The organism is Janthinobacterium sp. HH102 (genome assembly GCF_001758625.2).
Lineage (GTDB): Bacteria > Pseudomonadota > Gammaproteobacteria > Burkholderiales > Burkholderiaceae_D > Janthinobacterium.
This window is the reverse complement of sequence record NZ_CP062062.1, coordinates 1,380,986-1,403,125: the sequence shown is the minus strand read 5'-3', so window position 1 is coordinate 1,403,125 and position 22,140 is coordinate 1,380,986. Positions and strand designations below refer to the sequence as shown.

The 22,140-nt window shown below is 58.9% G+C and carries 11 protein-coding genes, 2 tRNA genes and 3 rRNA genes; 2 read left to right on the top strand and 14 right to left on the bottom strand.

The genetic code is table 11. The features are described from left to right. Positions 1-5: 5 nt before the first annotated feature. The 5 genes from guaD to puuE form a co-directional block, all read right to left on the bottom strand. The gene (gene guaD / locus JAB4_RS06385) at positions 6-1,322 is read right to left on the bottom strand and encodes a guanine deaminase (protein WP_070219331.1); all 1,317 of its coding nucleotides are present in this window, start codon (positions 1,320-1,322) and stop codon (positions 6-8) included. Positions 1,323-1,331: 9 nt separating this feature from the next. Further along, the gene (gene xdhC / locus JAB4_RS06380; RefSeq protein WP_070219332.1) at positions 1,332-2,411 is read right to left on the bottom strand and encodes a xanthine dehydrogenase accessory protein XdhC; all 1,080 of its coding nucleotides are present in this window, start codon (positions 2,409-2,411) and stop codon (positions 1,332-1,334) included. A gap of 9 nt (positions 2,412-2,420) precedes the next feature. Beyond that, entirely contained in the window at positions 2,421-4,766 is a 2,346-nt protein-coding gene (gene xdhB, locus JAB4_RS06375) for a xanthine dehydrogenase molybdopterin binding subunit (protein ID WP_070219333.1), read from the bottom strand. Between the two features lie 10 nt (positions 4,767-4,776). Further along, positions 4,777-6,243 (bottom strand): xanthine dehydrogenase small subunit, encoded by a 1,467-nt coding sequence (gene xdhA / locus JAB4_RS06370; RefSeq protein WP_070219334.1) that lies wholly within the window; start codon positions 6,241-6,243, stop codon positions 4,777-4,779. A gap of 99 nt (positions 6,244-6,342) precedes the next feature. After that, a complete protein-coding gene (puuE, locus tag JAB4_RS06365; protein WP_070219335.1) occupies positions 6,343-7,296 on the bottom strand; it encodes an allantoinase PuuE in 954 nt (317 codons plus the stop codon). Positions 7,297-7,416: 120 nt separating this feature from the next. Here puuE and uraH point away from each other — a divergent pair, with 120 nt between their 5' ends. Next, on the top strand, positions 7,417-7,770 hold the full coding sequence (gene uraH, locus JAB4_RS06360) for a hydroxyisourate hydrolase (RefSeq protein WP_034785620.1): 354 nt from the start codon (positions 7,417-7,419) through the stop codon (positions 7,768-7,770). Between the two features lie 227 nt (positions 7,771-7,997). Here uraH and rrf read toward each other — a convergent pair. The 5 genes from rrf to JAB4_RS06335 form a co-directional block, all read right to left on the bottom strand. Beyond that, positions 7,998-8,110 (bottom strand): 5S ribosomal RNA (gene rrf, locus JAB4_RS06355). A 136-nt stretch (positions 8,111-8,246) separates the two neighbouring features. Next, positions 8,247-11,120: ribosomal RNA gene (locus JAB4_RS06350) — 23S ribosomal RNA — on the bottom strand. Positions 11,121-11,367: 247 nt separating this feature from the next. Continuing rightward, positions 11,368-11,443: transfer RNA gene (locus JAB4_RS06345), tRNA-Ala, on the bottom strand. A gap of 19 nt (positions 11,444-11,462) precedes the next feature. Continuing rightward, positions 11,463-11,539 (bottom strand) — tRNA-Ile (locus JAB4_RS06340). Between the two features lie 82 nt (positions 11,540-11,621). Then, positions 11,622-13,152: ribosomal RNA gene (locus JAB4_RS06335) — 16S ribosomal RNA — on the bottom strand. The 16S, 23S and 5S rRNA genes sit together here with 2 tRNA genes alongside, the layout of an rRNA operon. 605 nt (positions 13,153-13,757) lie before the next feature. On the opposite strand from JAB4_RS06335, the gene JAB4_RS06330 reads away from it, so the two are divergent. Then, on the top strand, positions 13,758-15,746 hold the full coding sequence (locus tag JAB4_RS06330; RefSeq protein ID WP_227742104.1) for a sigma-54-dependent Fis family transcriptional regulator: 1,989 nt from the start codon (positions 13,758-13,760) through the stop codon (positions 15,744-15,746). 1 nt (position 15,747) lies between these two features. On the opposite strand, the gene JAB4_RS06325 is transcribed toward JAB4_RS06330, so the two are convergent. The 4 genes from JAB4_RS06325 to JAB4_RS06310 form a co-directional block, all read right to left on the bottom strand. Beyond that, positions 15,748-16,758, bottom strand: a complete 1,011-nt coding sequence (locus tag JAB4_RS06325; RefSeq protein ID WP_070221755.1) for an FAD:protein FMN transferase — start codon at positions 16,756-16,758, stop codon at positions 15,748-15,750. Beyond that, on the bottom strand, positions 16,748-18,850 hold the full coding sequence (locus JAB4_RS06320; protein ID WP_227742103.1) for a 4Fe-4S binding protein: 2,103 nt from the start codon (positions 18,848-18,850) through the stop codon (positions 16,748-16,750). The genes JAB4_RS06325 and JAB4_RS06320 overlap by 11 nt, the downstream gene beginning before the upstream one ends. A 57-nt stretch (positions 18,851-18,907) precedes the next feature. Further along, positions 18,908-20,068, bottom strand: coding sequence for a hypothetical protein (locus JAB4_RS06315; protein WP_070221754.1), 1,161 nt, complete (start codon positions 20,066-20,068; stop codon positions 18,908-18,910). A 287-nt stretch (positions 20,069-20,355) separates the two neighbouring features. Next, positions 20,356-22,092, bottom strand: a complete 1,737-nt coding sequence (locus JAB4_RS06310) for a PQQ-dependent methanol/ethanol family dehydrogenase (RefSeq protein WP_083287472.1) — start codon at positions 22,090-22,092, stop codon at positions 20,356-20,358. Between the last annotated feature and the right edge of the window lie 48 nt (positions 22,093-22,140).

Here is a 22,140-nt window from a genome sequence, read left to right as displayed (position 1 = left end):
GTAGGTCAGCCCTGCCCCCGCACATGCACGCATTGCCCGCCTGAATAAGTGGCGGCCACGGCGCGGTCGTCGCCCAGCAGCGCGAAGGCAAACAGCAATTCCTCCAGGCTTTGACAGCCAGCCGTGCGGCGCTCGAGCAGCGGCGTCGCATGCTTGTCGAGCACGATGAAGTCCGCTTCCGTGCCTGCCGTGAAATTGCCCAGGGTGCCTTCCAGCTGCATGGCGCGCGCGGCGCCCAGGGTCGCCAGGTAAAACATGCGCAAGGCAGGCAGATAGCTGCCTTTCAAGCGTGCTACTTTATAGGCTTCGTTCATGGTTTGCAACATCGAGAACGAGGTGCCGCCGCCCACGTCCGTCGCCAGCGACAGCAGCACGCGTGCCGCGTCGGCCCGCTCGAAATCGAACAGGCCGCTACCGAGGAACAGGTTGGATGTAGGACAAACGGCGGCCGCCGAGGACGTTTCCGCCATGCGCGCGCGGTCGCGCTCATCGAGCCAGATGCAGTGGCCGAACATGGCGCGCGGGCGCAGCATGCCGTAGTGGTCATACACATCGAGGTAGCTGCGCGCCTGCGGATGCAGTTCACGCACCCAGCGGCATTCATCCTCGTTTTCCGACACGTGGGTTTGCAGATAGGTATCCGGATAGGCGCGCGCCAGCTCGCCCGCCAGGTGCATCTGTTCATTTGTCGATGTCGGCACGAAGCGGGGCGTGATCGCATACAGCGAGCGGCCGTGCTTGTGCCAGCGGCGTATCAACTCCTCGCTTTCACGCGCGCCGGACTCGGCCGTGTCGCGCAGGAACTCGGGGCAGTTGCGGTCCATCATGACCTTGCCCGCCACCATGCGCAAGCCGCGTGCCTCGCTGGCGCCAAAGAAGGCATCGACCGATTGCGGATGCACGCTGCCATACACCATGGCCGTCGTGGTGCCGCAGCGCAGCAGTTCATCGAGAAAGAACTCGGCGACATCGCGCCCATGCTCGGGATTCTCAAACGCGCGCTCGGTAGGGAAGGTGTACGTTTCCAGCCATGGCAGCAAACCCGGCGCGGGCGAGGCGATCATTTCCGTCTGCGGGAAATGCAGATGGGTATCAATGAAACCCGGCACGATCAGCTTGCCCCGGTAATCGACGATCTCGGTGCCAGGCGGCAAAGTGGCTTGCAGCTGCGCGTAATCGCCGGCCGCGACGATCTTGCCGTCGGCCACGATCAGCAAGCCATCCGCATGCCAGGCGTGCGCATCCTCATTAAAAGCGGGATCGGCGTGGAAGTGCAGCAAGCTGGCTCGGTAGCCTTGCAATGTGGCAGGAACAATCGGCATGACTTCTTTCTATAACGGATGAATGGCGGCGCGTGTCCGGCGGCGCGGTGGCGCGCCGGCAGAAGCCAGCCGCAGCGGTGCGGCCAGGGCGGCCGCGGCCGCTTCCTCCCACACCATCAGTAATTGACAGGCAACGGAGGCGGCGATCACGGCCGGCGCCTTGTTGCGGATGCCGGGCATGCCGATCGGACACACCATGGCCGCAATGCGCTCGTCCGGCACGCCGCGCGCCTGCAGCCGGTGCTCGAACTGCTTGCGCTTGGTGTGCGAACCGATCAGCCCGAACCAGCCCGCATCCTCGCGCTCCATGACGGCTTGCGTCAGGCGTTGATCGAGCGCATGGCTATGCGTCATGACGAGAAAACTACCGCCCGGCGGCGCCATGGCAACGAATTCCTCGGGCGTGTCGGTGGCGGCGATGCGCACGTTAGCTGGCAACCCCGCCGGCAATGCTGCGAGAAACATGTCTTCGCGTTCATCGACCCAGGTGATATTACAGGGCAAGTGGGCCAGCGCGCGCACGATGGCGGCGCCCACGTGGCCGGCGCCAAACAAGGTCAGATGCGCGCGCGGCGCCAGGCAGGGATCGACCAGCCAGCGCCGCCCTTCACTCCCCTGCGCGACATGGGTTGCGCGCTCGCGCGAAAACGTATCGGGCGCCTGGCCTGGCGTGCCGGCAATCAAGCTGCCGTCAGCATCGAACAGCGCAGAGGCGGGTTCGCCATCGAGCGCCGTCAAACGCCAGCTGTCCTGCTGGCGGCGTTCGCGCAAGGCTGCCAGCAATTCTTTCAGGCCGGCATCGACATATTCAAATGCCAGGTGGACGACGCCGCCGCAGCATTGGCCCAGGCTGGGGCCCAGCGCAAAACGCTCGAGCCGCGCATGCGTGTCTCCTGTCGCCAGCATGGTCTTGGCAATTTCGACGGCACGCAATTCCAGGTGACCGCCGCCGATGGTGTCGACCTCGCCATCGAGGGTGACGCGCATCTTCGCGCCCGCCTCGCGCGGCCCGGAACCTTCGACCAGGACAACCGTCACCAGCACGGATGCCTGCGTGTCGTTGTCCATCACTGTCAGCCAGTCGCTCATCTTCTGCTCCTAGGCGCCGACATGCGCCGCTTGGACGGCCATGACCGCCTTGAGGATTTCCTCGCTGGTGGCCGGTGCATTCAGCGGTGGCTGCACGGCGTGGTGACCCACGCTGGAAATGGCGTCGCGGATGGCAAAGAACACGGAAAACGGCAACAATAACGGCGGCTCGCCCACGGCCTTGGAACGGTGGATGCTGTCTTCCACATTGCGGTTCTGGAACAGTTTCACACGAAAATCTTCCGGGCAATCGGAAATGCCGGGAATTTTATAGGTCGATGGCGCGTGCGTCATCAGCTTGCCCGCCGCATTCCACCACAACTGCTCCGTCGTCAGCCAGCCCATGCCCTGGATAAATGCGCCTTCCACTTGCCCCAGATCAATCGCGGGATTGAGCGACTGGCCCGCATCGTACAAGGCATCGGCGCGCAGCAGTTTCCACTCGCCCGTCAGGGTATCGACCACCACTTCGGCCACGGCCGCGCCATAGGCATAGTAGGAAAACGGATGGCCCGTCATCGTTTTCGCATCCCACGACAGCCCGGGCGTGGCATAAAAACCATCGGACCACAATTGCACTCTAGCCAGATATGCCTTCTGCACCAGCTCGGCAAACGGTACGACGTGACCATGGACGTGGATATGGTTGTCGAAGAAGCGCACAGTGCCAGCATCGCCACCGTACAGTTTGACCGCGTAATCGGCCAGGCGTTCACGGATCTGGCGCGCCGCATCCTGCGCCGCCTTGCCATTCAGGTCGGCGCCGGTGGATGCCGCCGTGGCCGACGTGTTCGCCACCTTGCTGGTGTCGGTGGCCGTGGCGCGCACGCATTCGAGGTCCAGTCCCAGCTCGTGCGCCACCACCTGCATCACCTTGGTATTGATTCCCTGCCCCATTTCCGTGCCGCCATGATTGACCAGCACGGAGCCATCCACATACACGTGCACGAGGGCGCCGGCCTGGTTCAGATGCGTGACGTTGAAGGCGATACCGAATTTCAAGGGCGTGAATGCCAGGCCCTTCTTCAGGACAGGGCTGGCTTCGTTGAACGCATCGATGGCGCGGCGGCGCGCGCGGTAGTCGCTGCTCTCTTCCAGTTCCGCGACGAGCTCATGGATGACATTGTCGACGATTTTTTGCTCGTATGGCGTGACGTTGCGCCCTTCCGCATCGTTGCGGCCATAGAAATTGAGCAGGCGGATATCGAGCGCATCGCGTTGCAAATGGCGGGCGATTTCATCGATCACGTACTCGATGGCGATGGCGCCCTGCGGCCCGCCAAAGCCCCGGAAAGCCGTGTTCGACTGGGTATTCGTCTTGCCGCAGGCGGCGCGGATGTCCACGTCGGACAAATAATAGGTGTTGTCGAAGTGGCAGACGGCGCGCGTGGCGACGGGACCGGACAAGTCCGCCGAATACCCTGCGCGCGTGGTCATGTCGACCTTGGCGGCCAGGATCCGGCCATCGTCGTCGTAACCGACTTCGTATTCATAGTAAAAACAGTGGCGCTTGCCCGTCACCAGCATGTCATCGTCGCGGTCGGCACGCAATTTGACGGGACGTTTCAGTTTCGCCGCCGCAATCGACGCCGCAGCCGCCCACAGGGCCGATTGCGATTCCTTGCCGCCGAATCCGCCGCCCATGCGACGGCATTCGACGGTGATGTTGTGCGAATGTACACCCAGCGCATGCGCCACCACGTGCTGCATCTCGCTCGGATGCTGGGTCGAACACAGCACCAGCATGCCCTGCGCCTCCTTCGGAATGGCGTAGGAAATCTGTCCTTCCAGATAAAACTGTTCCTGTCCGCCCACATACAGCTGGCCCTTGACCACGTGCGGCGCCATCTCGAACGCGGCCTGGTAGTTGCCGCGTGTCAGCTGCATCGGCGGCAGCACATACGATTGCGCCGCCTTCGCCGCCTGCGGCGTCATGATCGCGGGCAATTCCTCGTATGACACTTGCGCCAGGCGCGCGGCGCGGCGCGCATGGTCATGCGTATCGGCTACCACGATGAAGATGGGCTGGCCCACATATTGCACCAGATCAAAAGCCAGGATGGGATCGTCGTGGATGATGGGGCCGCAATCGTTGGTGCCGGGAATATCTTGCGCCGTATAGACGGCGACAACACCGGCAGCGGCGCGCACGGCAGATAAATCCATGGCCGTGATGCGCGCGTGCGGCTTTTGCGACAGGCCCAGCGCCGCGTGCAAGGTGCCTTGCAATTCGGCGATATCGTCCGTGTAGGTGGCTTGCCCCAGCACATGCAGTTGCGCCGATTCATGGGGGCTGGGCTTGCCCACGGCGCTCCAGGCGGCCGCTTGCAGTTCGGGCGTGGCAGGATGGTTCATGCTGGTCCTTTCAGGCGCGGCAAGCGTAGGCGTTGAGGGACGTCTGTGGCAATGGCGCACCGGGACGGGTTTCCAGCCAGAAGCGGCGCAACAGGTTTTGCGCCGTCGTCATGCGGTAGGTGTTCGACGCGCGCATATCCGACAGAGGCGCGTAATCGTCGGCCAGCAGGCGCATGGCCATAGTCAGATTTTCCTCACTCCATGTCTGTCCGCGCAGAAACGCTTCCGTTTGCGCAGCACGCTGCGGCGTGGCCGCCATGCCGCCAAAGGCGATGCGCGCATCGACGATGCGCTCGCCATCGAGTTCAAACGCGAACGCGGCGCACACGGCCGAGATATCCTGGTCAAAGCGCTTGGCCAGTTTATACGTGCGGAAATGCACCTCGGCGCGGGGCAAGGGCACGCGCACGGCTTCGACGAATTCGCCGGGCTGCAAGTCTTTCTTCTGATAACCCAAATAGAACTTTTCAAGCGGCATGATCCGCTGTCCGGCAGGACCGCGCAGCACGATATCGCTGCCCAGCGCAATCAGCCACGGCATCGAGTCGCCGATGGGCGAACCATTCGCCACATTGCCGCCCAGGGTACCCGCGTTGCGGATCGGCAAGGAAGCAAAACGCTGCCACAGTGCCGACAATTCGTCCGGATAATGCCGGCACAGCGCCGCATACGCATCGTTCAGGCTGGCGCCGGCGCCGATGTGGAGCTGCCCGTCAACGATGCCGATGGTTTTCAGCGCAGCCACGTTGCCCAGATAAATGATGTCGCCCAGGTCGCGCAGTTGCTTAGTCACCCACAGGCCAATATCGGTGGAGCCGGCCAGCAGGCAGGCCTGCGGCTTTTCCGCGCGCAGCGCCACCAGTTCCTCAATGGTACGCGGCGCGTGGAAGTGCTGGCCGCCATGTTCATACGTGCTCACGCTAGCGCGCTGCAGCGCTTGCAATTGCTGCGCCAGGGCATCCCGATCAAACGTGACATGCGGCAATTCACCCATGCGCCTGGCCGCGTCGATGATGGGCCGGTAACCGGTGCAGCGGCACAGATTGCCCGACAGCGTATCGTCGATTTCGCAGCGCGTGGGCGTGGCGCCGTTTTTCTGCAGATACATGCCCCACAAGGACATGACGAAACCGGGCGTACAAAAACCGCACTGGGAGCCGTGGCACTCGACCATCGCCTGCTGCACCGGATGCAGGGCGCCATCGGGCTGCTGCAAGTCTTCCACGGAAAACAGGGCTTTGCCATCGAGCGTCGGCGTGAGCTGAATGCAGGCGTTGACGGCCTTCATCTCGACCTGGCCGTCAACCAGGCTGCCGATGACGACGGTGCAGGCGCCGCAATCGCCCTCGGCGCAGCCCTCCTTGGTGCCCGTGCAATGCAAGTCCTCGCGCAGGTGCTGCAACACAGTCTGCGTAGGGGCGGCGTTGCGTACTTCCTGTACGGCACCACGGTAGTAAAAGCGGATCGGTTCTGACATGCTGGCCTCGGTATAGTCCCAGTATAGGAGATTAACACCGGCATATGGGACAACTATATGCAAAGACTTATTTTACTTATCATCCAATATCAATACCCATCAAACAGTGCAAGGATGCGTCGCATGCCAGTGTTCGGCGATATCGATGCGGCGCGTGATCCACACTTGCTCATGGCGCTGCACATAGTCGAGGAAGCGGGCCAGCGCCGCGGCCCGTCCCGGACGCCCCACCAGGCGGCAATGCAGGCCAATGGACAGCATCTTCGGCTGGTTCAAGCCGTTCGGATCGCCTTCCGCGTACAGCACGTCGAAGGCATCCTTCAGGTAATCAAAAAACTGTGTGCCCGAATTAAAACCTTGCATGGCGGCAAAGCGCATGTCGTTCGTGTCCAGGGTATAAGGTACGATCAGCTGGGGCTGCATGGCCGGCATGCCGGCCGCATCCGTGTACGCCACTTTTTCCCAGAATGGCAAGTCATCGCCGTAATAATCGGCGTCGTAGCGGAAGCCGCCATGCTCGACCACCAGTTTGCGCGTATTTGGAGAGTCGCGCCCCGTGTACCAGCCTTGCGGGGCAGAGCCCGTCAATTCGCGGATGATCTGCACGGCCTCGCGCATGTGTGCGCGCTCCGTCGCTTCATCCAAGTTTTGATAGGAAATCCAGCGCAAGCCATGGCAGGCGATTTCATGGCCCAGTTCCTGGAAGGCGGCCACCGCCTCGGGATTGCGCTTCAGGGCCATCGAGACGCCAAACACGGTCAACGGCAGGCGCCGCTCCTCGAACATGCGCAACAAACGCCATAATCCGGCGCGCGAACCGTATTCATAAATCGACTCCATGCTCAGGTGGCGCGCAGGAAAAGCGGCTGCACCGATCATTTCCGACAAAAACGTTTCCGAGGCGGCATCGCCATGCAGCACGCTGTTTTCCGCCCCTTCCTCGTAATTGAGGACGAATTGCAGGGCGATGCGGGCTTTTCCCGGCCATTGAGGGTGAGGTGGCGTGCGGCCATAGCCGATCAAATCGCGCGGATAATTTTCATAAGTACTCATGCGGTGGCTCGCCTATAGGAGACAATGTTGGTTATATGCCCAATCATATAGCCAGCCGCTGATGCAGGTATATGATTTGCAAGATAAGCACATTCACTCACCCTATATACAGGATAGCAAATGGGAAAACTCAGCACGCATGTACTCGATATCGCCCACGGCAGGCCGGGAGCCGGCGTCAAGGTGGCCCTGTTTTCAGTCGCGCCGGAAGGCAAAGTGTTGTTGAAGATGGATATGACCAATAGCGACGGCCGTTGTAGTTCGCCCTTGCTGGAAGGCGACAGCATGAAGGCGGGCCAGTATGAGCTGGTGTTCAACGCAGGGGACTACTTCGCCGCCCAAGGCGTGGAATTGCCCTCGCCCCGCTTCATCGATCTGGTGACCCTGTCCTTCGGCATTGCGCATACGGATGAGAACTACCACGTGCCGCTGGTGGTATCGCCGTGGTCATACTCGACCTATCGCGGTAGCTGATCCCACCATACCAACAATGTTGTCGGATTACGCGCTGCGCGCTAATCCGACCTACCTGGTTTGGCCGATGTCGGTCGGCGCAGGCCGGCGTAGGTCGGCTTAGCGCAGCGTCAGCCGACAACCACCCGCAGCACCCCGCAAAACCGTCAGACGAAAAAAAACCCGACCATTGCTGATCGGGTTTTTCTCAAGAAACCACAGCCAAAGGCTGTTGCTTCAAATAACAAGCCTGACGATAACCTACTTTCACACTGGTTGCAGCACTATCATCGGCGCAAAGTTGTTTCACGGTCCTGTTCGGGATGGGAAGGGGTGGGACCAACTTGCTATGGTCATCAGGCATAACTTGTACCGGCGTTTGTCTCCTGTAGGACGACAAGGCCATGAATCTGGAAGAAGCAAAGATTGGGGTAATGAATGGTATCAACACACACGCAACGTTGTACCGTCTTATCCTCTGTACCTGCTAAGGTTATAGGGACAAGCCGTACGGGCAATTAGTACTGGTTAGCTTAATGCATTACTGCACTTCCACACCCAGCCTATCAACGTCCTGGTCTCGAACGACCCTTCAAAGAGCTCAAGGCTCTGGGAAATCTCATCTCAAGGCAAGTTTCCCGCTTAGATGCTTTCAGCGGTTATCTCTTCCGAACTTAGCTACCCGGCAATGCCACTGGCGTGACAACCGGTACACCAGAGGTTCGTCCACTCCGGTCCTCTCGTACTAGGAGCAGCCCCCTTCAAATTTCCAACGCCCACGGCAGATAGGGACCAAACTGTCTCACGACGTTTTAAACCCAGCTCACGTACCACTTTAAATGGCGAACAGCCATACCCTTGGGACCGGCTACAGCCCCAGGATGTGATGAGCCGACATCGAGGTGCCAAACTCCCCCGTCGATATGAACTCTTGGGAGGAATCAGCCTGTTATCCCCAGAGTACCTTTTATCCGTTGAGCGATGGCCCTTCCATACAGAACCACCGGATCACTATGTCCTACTTTCGTACCTGCTCGACTTGTCAGTCTCGCAGTTAAGCACGCTTATGCCATTGCACTATCAACACGATGTCCGACCGTATCTAGCGTACCTTCGAACTCCTCCGTTACACTTTAGGAGGAGACCGCCCCAGTCAAACTGCCTACCATGCACTGTCCCCGATCCGGATAACGGACCAAGGTTAGAACCTCAAACAAACCAGGGTGGTATTTCAAGGTTGGCTCCACGAGAACTAGCGTCCCCGCTTCAAAGCCTCCCACCTATCCTACACAGATTGGTTCAAAGTCCAATGCAAAGCTACAGTAAAGGTTCATGGGGTCTTTCCGTCTAGCCGCGGGTAGATTGCATCATCACAAACATTTCAACTTCGCTGAGTCTCGGGAGGAGACAGTGTGGCCATCGTTACGCCATTCGTGCAGGTCGGAACTTACCCGACAAGGAATTTCGCTACCTTAGGACCGTTATAGTTACGGCCGCCGTTTACTGGGACTTCAATCAAGAGCTTGCACCCCATCATTTAATCTTCCAGCACCGGGCAGGCGTCACACCCTATACGTCCACTTTCGTGTTTGCAGAGTGCTGTGTTTTTATTAAACAGTCGCAGCCACCAGTTTATTGCAACCCTTTCACCCTTCTGGAGTAAACCAGTCAAGCTACCGGGGCGTACCTTTTCCCGAAGTTACGGTACCAATTTGCCGAGTTCCTTCTCCCGAGTTCTCTCAAGCGCCTTAGAATACTCATCTCGCCCACCTGTGTCGGTTTGCGGTACGGTCTCGTATGACTGAAGCTTAGAGGCTTTTCTTGGAACCACTTCCGATTGCTTCGTGCACAAGTGCACTCGTCCCATCCCCTTGAATTGCGCGCCCGGATTTGCCTAAGCGCCTTCTATGAGACAGAAACCAACTATTCCAACAGTTGGACAACCTTCCGCGATCCGTCCCCCCATCGCATCATACGACGGTGCAGGAATATTAACCTGCTTCCCATCAGCTACGCATCTCTGCCTCGCCTTAGGGGCCGACTCACCCTGCTCCGATGAACGTTGAACAGGAAACCTTGGGCTTACGGCGTGGAGGCTTTTCACCCCCATTATCGCTACTCATGTCAGCATTCGCACTTCTGATACCTCCAGCATCCTTTACAAGACACCTTCGCAGGCTTACAGAACGCTCTCCTACCATATGCTTACGCATATCCGCAGCTTCGGTGACTGGCTTAGCCCCGTTACATCTTCCGCGCAGGACGACTCGATCAGTGAGCTATTACGCTTTCTTTAAATGATGGCTGCTTCTAAGCCAACATCCTGACTGTTTTAGCCTTCCCACTTCGTTTTCCACTTAGCCAATCTTTGGGACCTTAGCTGGCGGTCTGGGTTGTTTCCCTCTTGACGCCGGACGTTAGCACCCGACGTCTGTCTCCCAAGCTCGCACTCATCGGTATTCGGAGTTTGCAATGGTTTGGTAAGTCGCAATGACCCCCTAGCCATAACAGTGCTCTACCCCCGATGGTGATACTTGAGGCACTACCTAAATAGTTTTCGGAGAGAACCAGCTATTTCCAAGTTTGTTTAGCCTTTCACCCCTACCCACAGCTCATCCCCTAATTTTTCAACATTAGTGGGTTCGGACCTCCAGGGCGTGTTACCGCACCTTCATCCTGGCCATGAGTAGATCACTTGGTTTCGGGTCTACACCCAGCGACTGATCGCCCTATTCGGACTCGATTTCTCTACGGCTTCCCTATTCGGTTAACCTTGCCACTGAATGTAAGTCGCTGACCCATTATACAAAAGGTACGCAGTCACGGAACAAGTCCGCTCCTACTGTTTGTATGCACACGGTTTCAGGATCTATTTCACTCCCCTTCCGGGGTTCTTTTCGCCTTTCCCTCACGGTACTGGTTCACTATCGGTCGATTACGAGTATTTAGCCTTGGAGGATGGTCCCCCCATATTCAGACAGGATGTCACGTGTCCCGCCCTACTTGTCGTACGCTTAGTACCACCGGTCCGATTTCACATACGGGGCTATCACCCGCTATGGCTCCTATTTCCAGAGGATTCTGTTATCGGTCCGACTATCACGTACAGGCTCTTCCCATTTCGCTCGCCGCTACTTTGGGAATCTCGGTTGATTTCTTTTCCTGCAGCTACTTAGATGTTTCAGTTCGCCGCGTTCGCCTTGCATACCTATGTATTCAGTATGCAATACCCTAAAAGGGTGGGTTGCCCCATTCGGAAATCTGCGGATCAAAGTGTGTTTGCTCACTCCCCGCAGCTTATCGCAAGCTACTACGTCCTTCATCGCCTGTAATCGCCAAGGCATCCACCATGTGCACTTATTCGCTTGTCCCTATAACGTTAGCCTCTGATCACCGAGGTGATCAAAGAGCGCTACAGGGATAAGAAAGTACAACGTTGTTGCTTGTTTGTTGATACATACAATCATCACCCATCGATTCGCTTTTTACGGCAAACCGATCAATAAATAATCTTTACTTCTTCCAGATTGTTAAAGAACGAAACAGCTTTGATCGCTAAAAGATCAAACCTAAACCACAGTCTTGTTGACCGGCTTACGTTTGCACTTTCAAAGTACTTGGTGGAGGATGACGGGATCGAACCGACGACCCCCTGCTTGCAAAGCAGGTGCTCTCCCAGCTGAGCTAATCCCCCTGAGATATTACTAATTAGCTGGTAGGGCTGGTTGGACTCGAACCAACGACCCCCGCGTTATCAACACGGTGCTCTAACCAGCTGAGCTACAGCCCCAAATGCTGTTCTTCTTTATTAACAGCCGATAAGTGTGAACATTTGATGCGTGAATCATTTACATGATTCGTGCAAACTCTAGAAAGGAGGTGATCCAGCCGCACCTTCCGATACGGCTACCTTGTTACGACTTCACCCCAGTCACGAATCCTACCGTGGTAAGCGCCCTCCTTGCGGTTAAGCTACCTACTTCTGGTAAAACCCGCTCCCATGGTGTGACGGGCGGTGTGTACAAGACCCGGGAACGTATTCACCGCGACATGCTGATCCGCGATTACTAGCGATTCCAACTTCATGCAGTCGAGTTGCAGACTACAATCCGGACTACGATACACTTTCTGCGATTAGCTCCCCCTCGCGGGTTGGCGGCGCTCTGTATGTACCATTGTATGACGTGTGAAGCCCTACCCATAAGGGCCATGAGGACTTGACGTCATCCCCACCTTCCTCCGGTTTGTCACCGGCAGTCTCATTAGAGTGCCCTTTCGTAGCAACTAATGACAAGGGTTGCGCTCGTTGCGGGACTTAACCCAACATCTCACGACACGAGCTGACGACAGCCATGCAGCACCTGTGTACTGGTTCTCTTTCGAGCACTCCCCGATCTCTCGGGGATTCCAGCCATGTCAAGGGTAGGTAAGGTTTTTCGCGTTGCATCGAATTAATCCACATCATCCACCGCTTGTGCGGGTCCCCGTCAATTCCTTTGAGTTTTAATCTTGCGACCGTACTCCCCAGGCGGTCTACTTCACGCGTTAGCTGCGTTACCAAGTCAATTAAGACCCGACAACTAGTAGACATCGTTTAGGGCGTGGACTACCAGGGTATCTAATCCTGTTTGCTCCCCACGCTTTCGTGCATGAGCGTCAATCTTGACCCAGGGGGCTGCCTTCGCCATCGGTGTTCCTCCACATATCTACGCATTTCACTGCTACACGTGGAATTCTACCCCCCTCTGCCAGATTCTAGCCTTGCAGTCTCCAATGCAATTCCCAGGTTGAGCCCGGGGATTTCACATCAGACTTACAAAACCGCCTGCGCACGCTTTACGCCCAGTAATTCCGATTAACGCTTGCACCCTACGTATTACCGCGGCTGCTGGCACGTAGTTAGCCGGTGCTTATTCTTCAGGTACCGTCATTAGCAAGAGATATTAGCTCTCACCGTTTCTTCCCTGACAAAAGAGCTTTACAACCCGAAGGCCTTCTTCACTCACGCGGCATTGCTGGATCAGGCTTTCGCCCATTGTCCAAAATTCCCCACTGCTGCCTCCCGTAGGAGTCTGGACCGTGTCTCAGTTCCAGTGTGGCTGGTCGTCCTCTCAGACCAGCTACTGATCGATGCCTTGGTAGGCTTTTACCCTACCAACTAGCTAATCAGATATCGGCCGCTCCACGAGCATGAGGTCTTGCGATCCCCCACTTTCATCCGTAGATCGTATGCGGTATTAGCGTAACTTTCGCTACGTTATCCCCCACTCCAGGGTACGTTCCGATATATTACTCACCCGTTCGCCACTCGCCACCAGAGCAAGCTCCGTGCTGCCGTTCGACTTGCATGTGTAAGGCATGCCGCCAGCGTTCAATCTGAGCCAGGATCAAACTCTTCAGTTTAATCTCTGTTACTTTGCCATTTTATTGGCACCGTCATTGCTGACGGGTCGCTCACTTCAAAAACAACTGACAGGCCACTTCTTGCGAAGCGTCCTATTTCATTTATTTCTTCGTGAACATTTGATATTTTAAGTTTTACGCTGCTTGCGCAGCGCTGCACTTACATCAAATGCCCACACTTATCGACTGTTAATTGTTAAAGAACTGTATTCGGCGCTACTTTCGTGCTATCGACAAAGCGTTGTGTTTGTCAGCTGCGAAGAAGGAAGAGTATGAAGCGTTTCGGCTAATTCGTCAACCTTCTTTTTTACTCTGCTTTACTCGGCATTTGCATGCGTCGTTCAGCGAGGGGGCGAATTATAGCCCTGCGCCGCGCGGCCCGCAAGCGCTAATTTGCCGCGCCGTGAAACGGCCCTGGCACCGCACTTGCTTATACAGCCCTATGCACTGTCCACTGATGAGAGCAACTCTGGGCCTGGCAGCAACACTGGGGACAGCCCGGCTCGCTTTGCTTTGCTCCCATTTGTGACAGGTGCTACATTATGGAACACTCTCGATATTCAAAAGAGCGCCGCAGTACAGGGCCCAACGGAGGCAACGAGATCATGTATCAACCGTCAGCTACTTACCGTAGCGCACCGTTTTCGTCCATCGCGGACGCGAACACTTTGCCGGCAGGACAGGACAACGTCCCCGTCATCATCGAAACTTCCCATCAGCGTTCCGTCGCTTTTGGCCTGTCGCCCACGGCCACGCCTGACTTTACGCCAGCCGGCAAATCCGACCTGTCCTTGCTGATCGAGCAAAACCGCATGCTGCACACGCACGCGCTGCCCGCGATGGAAACCCTGTACCAGCAAATCGTCAACACGCACAATATGGTGATCTTGACGGATGCCAATGGCGTGATCGTTCATTCGCTGGGCGACGATGATTTCCTGGAGAAAGCCAACCGCGTGGCTTTGCAGCCAGGCGTGGCGTGGTCGGAACAAAGCCGCGGCACGAATGCCATCGGCACGGCCATCACGGAAAAAGTACCGACTCTGGTCCATGCGGACCAGCATTACCTGGCTGCCAATCACTTCCTGACTTGTTCTGCGGCGCCGATTACCGACCACCGGGGCAATGTCATCGGCGTGCTGGACGTCTCGAGCGACCAGCGCAGTTTTCACAAGCATACGATGGCCCTCGTGCGCATGTCGGCCCTGATGATCGAAAATCAGCTGTTTTCCGCCACCTTCGAAGACGCCATCACCGTGCACTTCCACGCGCGCCCCGAATTCATCGGCACATTGATGGAAGGCATCGCCTCGTTCACGCCGGGCGGCCGGTTCTTATCGGCCAATAAGAATGGCTTGTTCCAGTTGGGCCTGTCATTTGCCGCACTACAATCGCACACGTTCAGCTCCCTGTTCGGCTTGCCAGTGTCCGCCCTGTACGAGCATTACCGCACGGCCTCACCCGGTTTGCTGAACCTGTGCATGCACAGCGGCGTGCGCGTGTATGGGCGCGCGCAGTTGCGCCTGTCCAATAGCGTCTTCCAGCACGGTTTTACTGCCAGCACCGACCATAGCGATATCAACGCCGTGCCGGCCCAGGTTCCCGCACCCGCCAGCCATGCGGCCAACGCGGCGCGCCGCCTGTCCGGCCTGCGCTACTTGCGCACGGGCGATCCGCAACTGGAATTGGTGATCGAAAAGGTCAATAAAGTCCTGGGACGCGATATTCCCATCCTCGTCATGGGAGAGACAGGCACGGGCAAGGAATTGCTGGCGCAAGCCATCCACAACGATTCGCCACGGGCCATGGGACCGTTTATTGCCGTCAATTGCGCCTCCATCCCGGAAACCCTGATCGAATCCGAACTGTTCGGCTATGAAGACGGGGCGTTTACGGGTGCGCGCAAGAAAGGGGCGATCGGCAAGATCCTGCAAGCCAATGGCGGTACCCTGTTCCTCGACGAAATCGGCGACATGCCCTTCGGCTTGCAGGCACGGCTGTTGCGCGTGCTGCAGGAACGCATGGTCACGCCGCTGGGCAGCAGCAAATCGATCACCGTCAATGTGGAACTCATTTGCGCCACGAATCACAACTTGCGCGAACGCATGGCCAAGGGTTTATTTCGCGAAGATTTGTATTACCGATTGAATGGCCTGGTGGTGAAACTGCCGCCGCTGCGCGAGCGCACAGACCTCGATACTGTGGTGAAGAAAATCCTCGCGACGGAAGCGCCTGACACGCGCTACACGGTGGCCCCTGACATCCTGCGCCTGTTCCACCAGCATAAATGGCCAGGCAATTTCCGCCAACTGACCAATCTGCTGCGCACAGCCATCGTCATGGCGGGCGACGAGCATGAAATCTGTTTGCGCCACATGCCCGACGATTTCCTCGACGATATTGAGATGACGCAAGCGACTGCCGCCAGTGCCAGCACGGACCGCATGATCGCGGCCGGCGCCAATTTGGAAGAGATGGAGCAAAGCGTGATCCTCAAGTCGCTTGATGCCCACGGCGGCAACGTCTCGGCCACGGCGCGGGCCCTGGGCGTGTCGCGCAACACGATCTATCGCAAGGTGCCGCATCTGAAATAGCCTAGAGTAGATGGGGAAAGCCGGGCGACATCTTGCGCCGGCCCTGCTTGTCGATGGTCATCAGGTCGACGCCCTGCATGTGCGCGGCCATCGTATGCGCACGCGCCGCCCCCGTCACCATGAAGGTCGTCGACAAGCCATCGGCCAGCAAGCCCGTAGGCGCCAGCACGGTCACGCTGGCCAGTTCGCGCGGCGAATCGCCTTTCGCAGGGTCGAAGATGTGGTGATGCGCGAAGTCAGGCGTGAACGCGCATTCGTAATCGCCCGACGTGGCCACGCTGCGCCCCTCCACTTTCAAGGTGGCCGCCAGGATTTCCGCGTCACGCGGGTCCTGGATGCCCAGGGTCCACGGGCGCCGCACGGCACGCTGCCCGCGCGCGACGAACTCTCCCGTGTCAAGCAGTGCGTGCCGCACGCCGCGCGCCTGCACAGCCGCCAGCGCCATATCGGCCGCATAGCCTTGCGCCAGGCCATTCAAGGTCAGCGCCATGCCGGGCTGAAGAAAACGCACTTCACGGCGATCCCACGCCAGTTGCCGCCAGCCTACCCGCGCCTGCGCTTCGCGGCGCAATGCTTCCGCCGGCAAACTTGCCTGATCTGCCGCCGCGCGAAACAGCTGCCATAAGGGTTGCACGGTGATATCAAACGCCCCGTCGCTCCATTGCGACAAGGCTCGCGCCTGCGCCAGCACCGTCAGCAGATGGGCATTCGGCCGGGCCAGGCGGCCATCGCGGTTCAGCTGGAAGACTTGGCTGGCGGGACTGTAAATGCTCATCAGGCGGTCGACACTCCTGGCCGCATGCAAGGCATCTTCGATGGCCAGCTCGGCCTGGCGCTGGTCGTGATGCAACACGGTGACGGCGATTGTCGTGCCAAACGCCAGGGCGGCACCTTGATAAGGGCGCACGCCGGAGGCCGTAGCCGTGCCGCGCGCCATACTGCCAGGCAAGATAACGCCCGCCATGCCGGCCACGCTGCCAATCGCTGCGGAAATAAAGGTTCTACGCTGCATTGCTGCTCTCCTCTGCCGTGGCCCGGACGATGGGAATGGTACGGGCGCGCTTGATTTCCAGCATCAAAGGCGCGCATTTTTCATCGCTGGCATAGATCACCACGCAATCCATGCACTGGAAACATTCGCCATAATCGACTTTGCCACTCGGCGCGATGGCGTGATACTCGCAACGGTGGCGGCAAGTCTGGCATGGCGTGCCGCATTCCTTGCGGCGCGGAATCCAGTTGAACAGGCGAAAGTGGCCCAGCAGCGCCAGCGCCGCGCCGAACGGACACAGGTAGCGGCAAAAGAATTTATAGGAAACACTACTGAGCAACAGCAAGCCCACGGCATACGCGACGAAGGGCCAGGCGCGCACGAAGTTCAGGGTAATGGCCGTCTTGAACGGCTCCAGTTCCACCAGCTTGTCCGTGATCTGGCTGGAAAACATGCTGCTGGCCAGAATGGCCGCCAGCAAGCCATACTTGATCCATTTCAAGCGCCCGTCCAGGCGCGGCTTGATCTTCCACTGCGGCAAGCGCAGCCACTGGCCCAGCTTGCCCGTGAATTCCTGCAGGGCGCCAAACGGACACAGCCAGCCGCAAAACGTGCCGCGGCCCCAAATGAACAGGCTGAGCAGAACGAAAGCCCACAGGATCACCGTCATCGGGTCGAACAGGAAGAAGCCCAGGCTGCGCCCCGCCAGCAGCGCCTGGATCAGCCCTGTGATGTTGACGATCGACAATTGCCCCTGGGCGTAATAGCCGATGAAGCCGATGGTAAACAGCAGGAACAGGCGGCGGAACCATGCAAATTGCCGGCCATTACGCACCAGGCCTTTCTGCCAGGCCAAGGCGCCGGCCAGCAGCGCCAGCCCGGCCAGCAAGATCAACAGCTCAGTCTGGCGCCCCTTCCACGTGCCGCGCCAGCTGGCATCGTCGCCTTGCGGCGCCGTATAAAACCCGGCCGGCAGACGGTAGCTGAAATCGACGTTGCGCGCGATGCGTTCCGGATACACGATGCCCTTGCTGCGCGTGATGGGGAGAGAAAATGCCAGCGGGCTGGCCGCATCAAGCCCCGCCTGGCTGATGACACGGAATACGGCAATATTTTCCGTTGGTAACGGTCCCGCATCGGACAGGCTCAATTCCAAGTCCAGGTCGCGCATGTCGATGGGCAAGCCATCCTGCTTCAGCAACAACCGGTCCGGCACGGTGCCGCGCACGAAATCGTCACCCAGCACGCTGTAGCGCCCGCGCGACATGACGAGGATGGCGTGGTCGCCCTCTTCCAGCCTGTTGCGCAGCTTGTTCCAGCTGCGTTCCGTCAACAGATTGCGTCCTACGCTGGGCACGGAGACATAGGCCAGATACAGGTCGATGAACAGGCCGTCCGGCGCGCGCGTCGCTTCCGCATCGAGTCCGGCTCCGGGACTGCCGGCAAACAGGCTCTCCACATCCTTGTTGCTCAGGCGCACATGCTGGATCAAGCCTTGCTCAAGCATCTTTGCCACGCTGAGTTTCTCGAACACGTCCATGCGGATGCGGGCGATCTGGTCCGGATCGCGCCCCTGCGCAAAGCCGAGTTTCTTGCGCGACACTTTCAAGGCGGACGCCAGCACGCTCTGGTTGATGATGCGCACGGAAGCCGTGGCCTTCGACACGCCGTCGATATCGGCGTGCGTGGCATCGGCGGCGCGCTTCTTCCTGGCATCGATGGCGATATTCTGTTTCAACGACAGGCCCTGGTACTGTTTGACGAACTGGAACAGCGGCGCTTCACCTAGGCCATCGAGAAACACGGGTTCGTGCTGCGACAGCACGGATACGTCCAGAAAACTACCCTGAGGATTGATGGCGATCAATAAATTGACGGGAACGCCGGAAAAGCCGGGAATCGGCGCCAGATCCACCGACTCAAAGACATAGCCGACCAGTTCCGTTGCCGTGGCGTTTTGCTTGAACAGGGGCCAGACGGGCAGCTCGGCTTCCTTGTCGCCGACGACGAGCGGTGCAGGGAAGCGCCGCGCCAGCTCGGCCTTGGTGAGCACGCCTGCCCACGCCTGTCCCAGGATAAACAGGAATAGCCAGCATCCGATGAATAACCGCATTATCCGCATGCATTGCACTCCGTGCGGCGCCGCAGCTTCCGGCGCCGCATTCATTGGTTAGAAGAAAATAATGCCGCCCAGGGATACGCCATTCATCTTCGCTTCGCCGCCCGTAAAGCCTTTCGAGCGCGTCTGGCCCAGCTCCCCCACGAGGGTGATCGCACTGTTGAGCGAGTAATACGCACCGAGGGTCAGGTTGGCGTTCGACTTCAAACCGCCCGTGCCGGCCGTGTTGTCGTCGTTCTTGCTGATGCCGTAGGACAAGCCCAGCTTCAGCTTGTCCGTCGTTTTATACGTGCCTTGCAGCAGCCAGTTCTTCGACTTGGTATCGCCCTGGTCCGCATCGGAGAGAATGCCCAATCCCTTGCCGCCCTGGAAATTGAGCAGCACGCCAGCCGGTCCCATCTGGTACGAGCCGCCCACTTCCACACCGCGCATGGTCAGGTCATCGACGCCAGGCGTTTTCGACGTGAATTTTTGCGACTTCACGCCGAGCCAGGCTTTCAAGCCCTCTTGCGCATACGTCAGCTGCGCCTGCACTTGCGGGCTGGACTTCGAAGAATAGGTCGAGCCTGCCACGATGGGCGTATCGGAAACGGGGCTGACCAGCGCCACATCGGCGCCAAAACCGCTGGACTTCGGCGTGCTGTACATGATCTGGCCATAGTTGCCCAGATAGGTATAGCCGGCGCCGATATGGCCCAGGGTCACCCGGCCCCGCTGCGTCGCCTGCACCGGCGCGCCCGAGCCCAACAAGGTCATGTCGGACAGGATCGCATTCGCGCCGAAGATGCCGTAGTCGCGGCCCAGCTTGAAAGTGCCCATCTGTTCATTGCCAAACGTAAAGAAGGCTTGGCGCACGTCGACCACGCTGTTCTGGCTGATGGCGCTGTCCGTGGCCGTCGAGTTGTAGATACCGATCAAGGCTTTCACGTCGTACTCGCCCAGGCGCGAGCTTGCCGAGGTGATCAAGCCATTCGGCAGCAGGCCGTTGCCGATGGTGGTGCGGTCCTTTTCGCCGCCGCAACCGAGCGCCTGGCCTCCCAGCGCCAGCCCGCCCACGGCATCGCCCGAACACGACACTTGCGTGTAATAGGCGTTGACGATGCCGCCTACCGACACGGTCCAGTCGCCCGCCTTGATATCGACGGCTTGCGCCTGCCCCACCGCTGCGATTGTCATGACACCCACGCTCCCCAGCTTGCTCAATGTGTTCATTGCGTCTCCTCTTTCTTCTCTGTTTTTAGTGTGCACATCAGTGATTGATGTACCTCAAGCTTTGGCAATAAGCGTGCCCAGCACGGCTCACAGGGAGAAAGAGAAATGACGTGTTTGACGTGTGCAGCAGCGGATCAATCGCCCCGCACGGTGTTCCTTTTTTGACCGCCGGCACATTGATCGAACGCCTGCGTAAACAAAAAACTGACGGCCTGGGCCGTCAGCAAAAAGAAAGCACCCGGCGGACAGGGAGACACCCATCCGTGTGGCCCGGGCGCTTCACCCCGTTACTTCGACGCCAGCTTGAATACCCACACGGAACCGCCCTGTTCCAGGAAGTTGACCTTCTTCGCCACCTCGCCGCCCCACAGCGGCACGGCGCCGCCCCAGCCGGAGACGACGGCCACGTATTGCGTGTCGCCGTCCTGCCAGGTGACGGGCGGCGCCACGACGCCGGAACCCGTCTGGAATTTCCACAGCTCCTTGCCCGTCTTCGCATCGACGGCTTTCAGGAAGCCTTCCGGCGTGCCGTAGAACACCAGATTACCGGCCGTGCTCATCACGCCGCCCCACAGCGGCGCGTTGTTCTTGATTTCCCAGACGATCTTGCCCGTCTTCGGATCGATGGCGCGCATGGCGCCGATGTAGTCGTCAAACAAGGGCTTGATGGTGAAGCCGGCGCCGAGGAAGGCGCCGCCCTTCTTGTAGCTGATCGGCTCGTTCCAGATATCCATGCCCCATTCGTTCGCGGGAACGTAGAACAGCTTGGTTTGCGGCGAGTACGCCATCGGCATCTGGTTTTTTGCCCCGAGGAAAGCGGGCGCGGCAAACACGGTCGTGCCCTTCTTGCCTTCCTCTCCCTTGGTCGGGTCGCCAGGGCGGCCGGCGGCGATGTAGTTCGGCCGTCCCGTCTTCAGGTCGATGCTGCTGGCCCAGGTGATTTTCTTCACGAACGGAAAGGCATTCTGCAGCTTGCCGTTGGCCGCATCGATGACGTAGAAGAAACCGTTGCGGTCGGCCTTGCCGCCGTAGCGCTTGCCATCCATGTCGAAGGTGACGAACTCGTTGGCGCCGTCGAAATCCCAGGCATCGTTCGGCGTATTCTGATACGCCCACTTGATCTGCCCCGTTTTCACGTCCAGCGCCACGGTGGACGACGAGTACAGATTGTCGCCGGGGCGCAAGTGGCTGTTCCACGGCGCCGGGTTGCCCGTGCCAAAGTAAGCGAGCTTGGTCTGCGGATCGTAGGTGCCGCCCATCCACGTCGAGGCGCCGCCCGTTTTCCACAGGTCGCCCGGCCAGGTCTTGTTCACGGTACCGGACACGCCGTTATCGATGGCCTTGCCATCCTTGTCGTAGCGGTGGCCCATATGGCCCTCCACCGTCGGACGGCTCCACACGAGGTCGCCCGTCATCGGGTTGCGCGCCTCGACCCGGCCGACGATGCCGAATTCGCCGCCCGACACGCCCGTCAGCAGCAAACCTTCGGCGATCAGCGGCGCTGCCGTCATCGAGTAACCGGCCGCATAGTCGTCGACTTTCTCCTTCCAGACGATCTTGCCCGTATTCTGGTCCAGCGCCACCAGGTAGGCGTCCAGCGTGCCGAAGATCACCAGGTTGCCGTACAGGGCGGCACCGCGGTTGACCACGTCGCAGCAGGGCATGATGCCGTCCGGCAAGCGGTGCTCATACTTCCACAGCTTGGCGCCCGTTTTCAAGTCGACGGCAAAGATGCGCGAATACGATGCCGTGACGAACATCTTGCCGTTATGAATCAACGGCTGCGATTCCTGGCCCCGCTGTTTTTCGCCGCCAAACGAGAACGACCAGGCCGGCACCAGCTTGGCCACGGTCTTGTCATTGATCTGCGTCAAAGGCGAATAGCGCTGGCCCTGCGTGCCCATGCCGAACGACAGCACGCTGGACGGATTCTTTGCCGTGCTGTCGAGCATGGCGGTGGTGACATTGCCCACGTCGGCCGCCTGGGCCAGCGATGCCACACCCAAACCGATGAGTATCCCCATGATTTTTTTCTGCACAATCATCTCCCTCTGTTATTAGTATGTGTATGT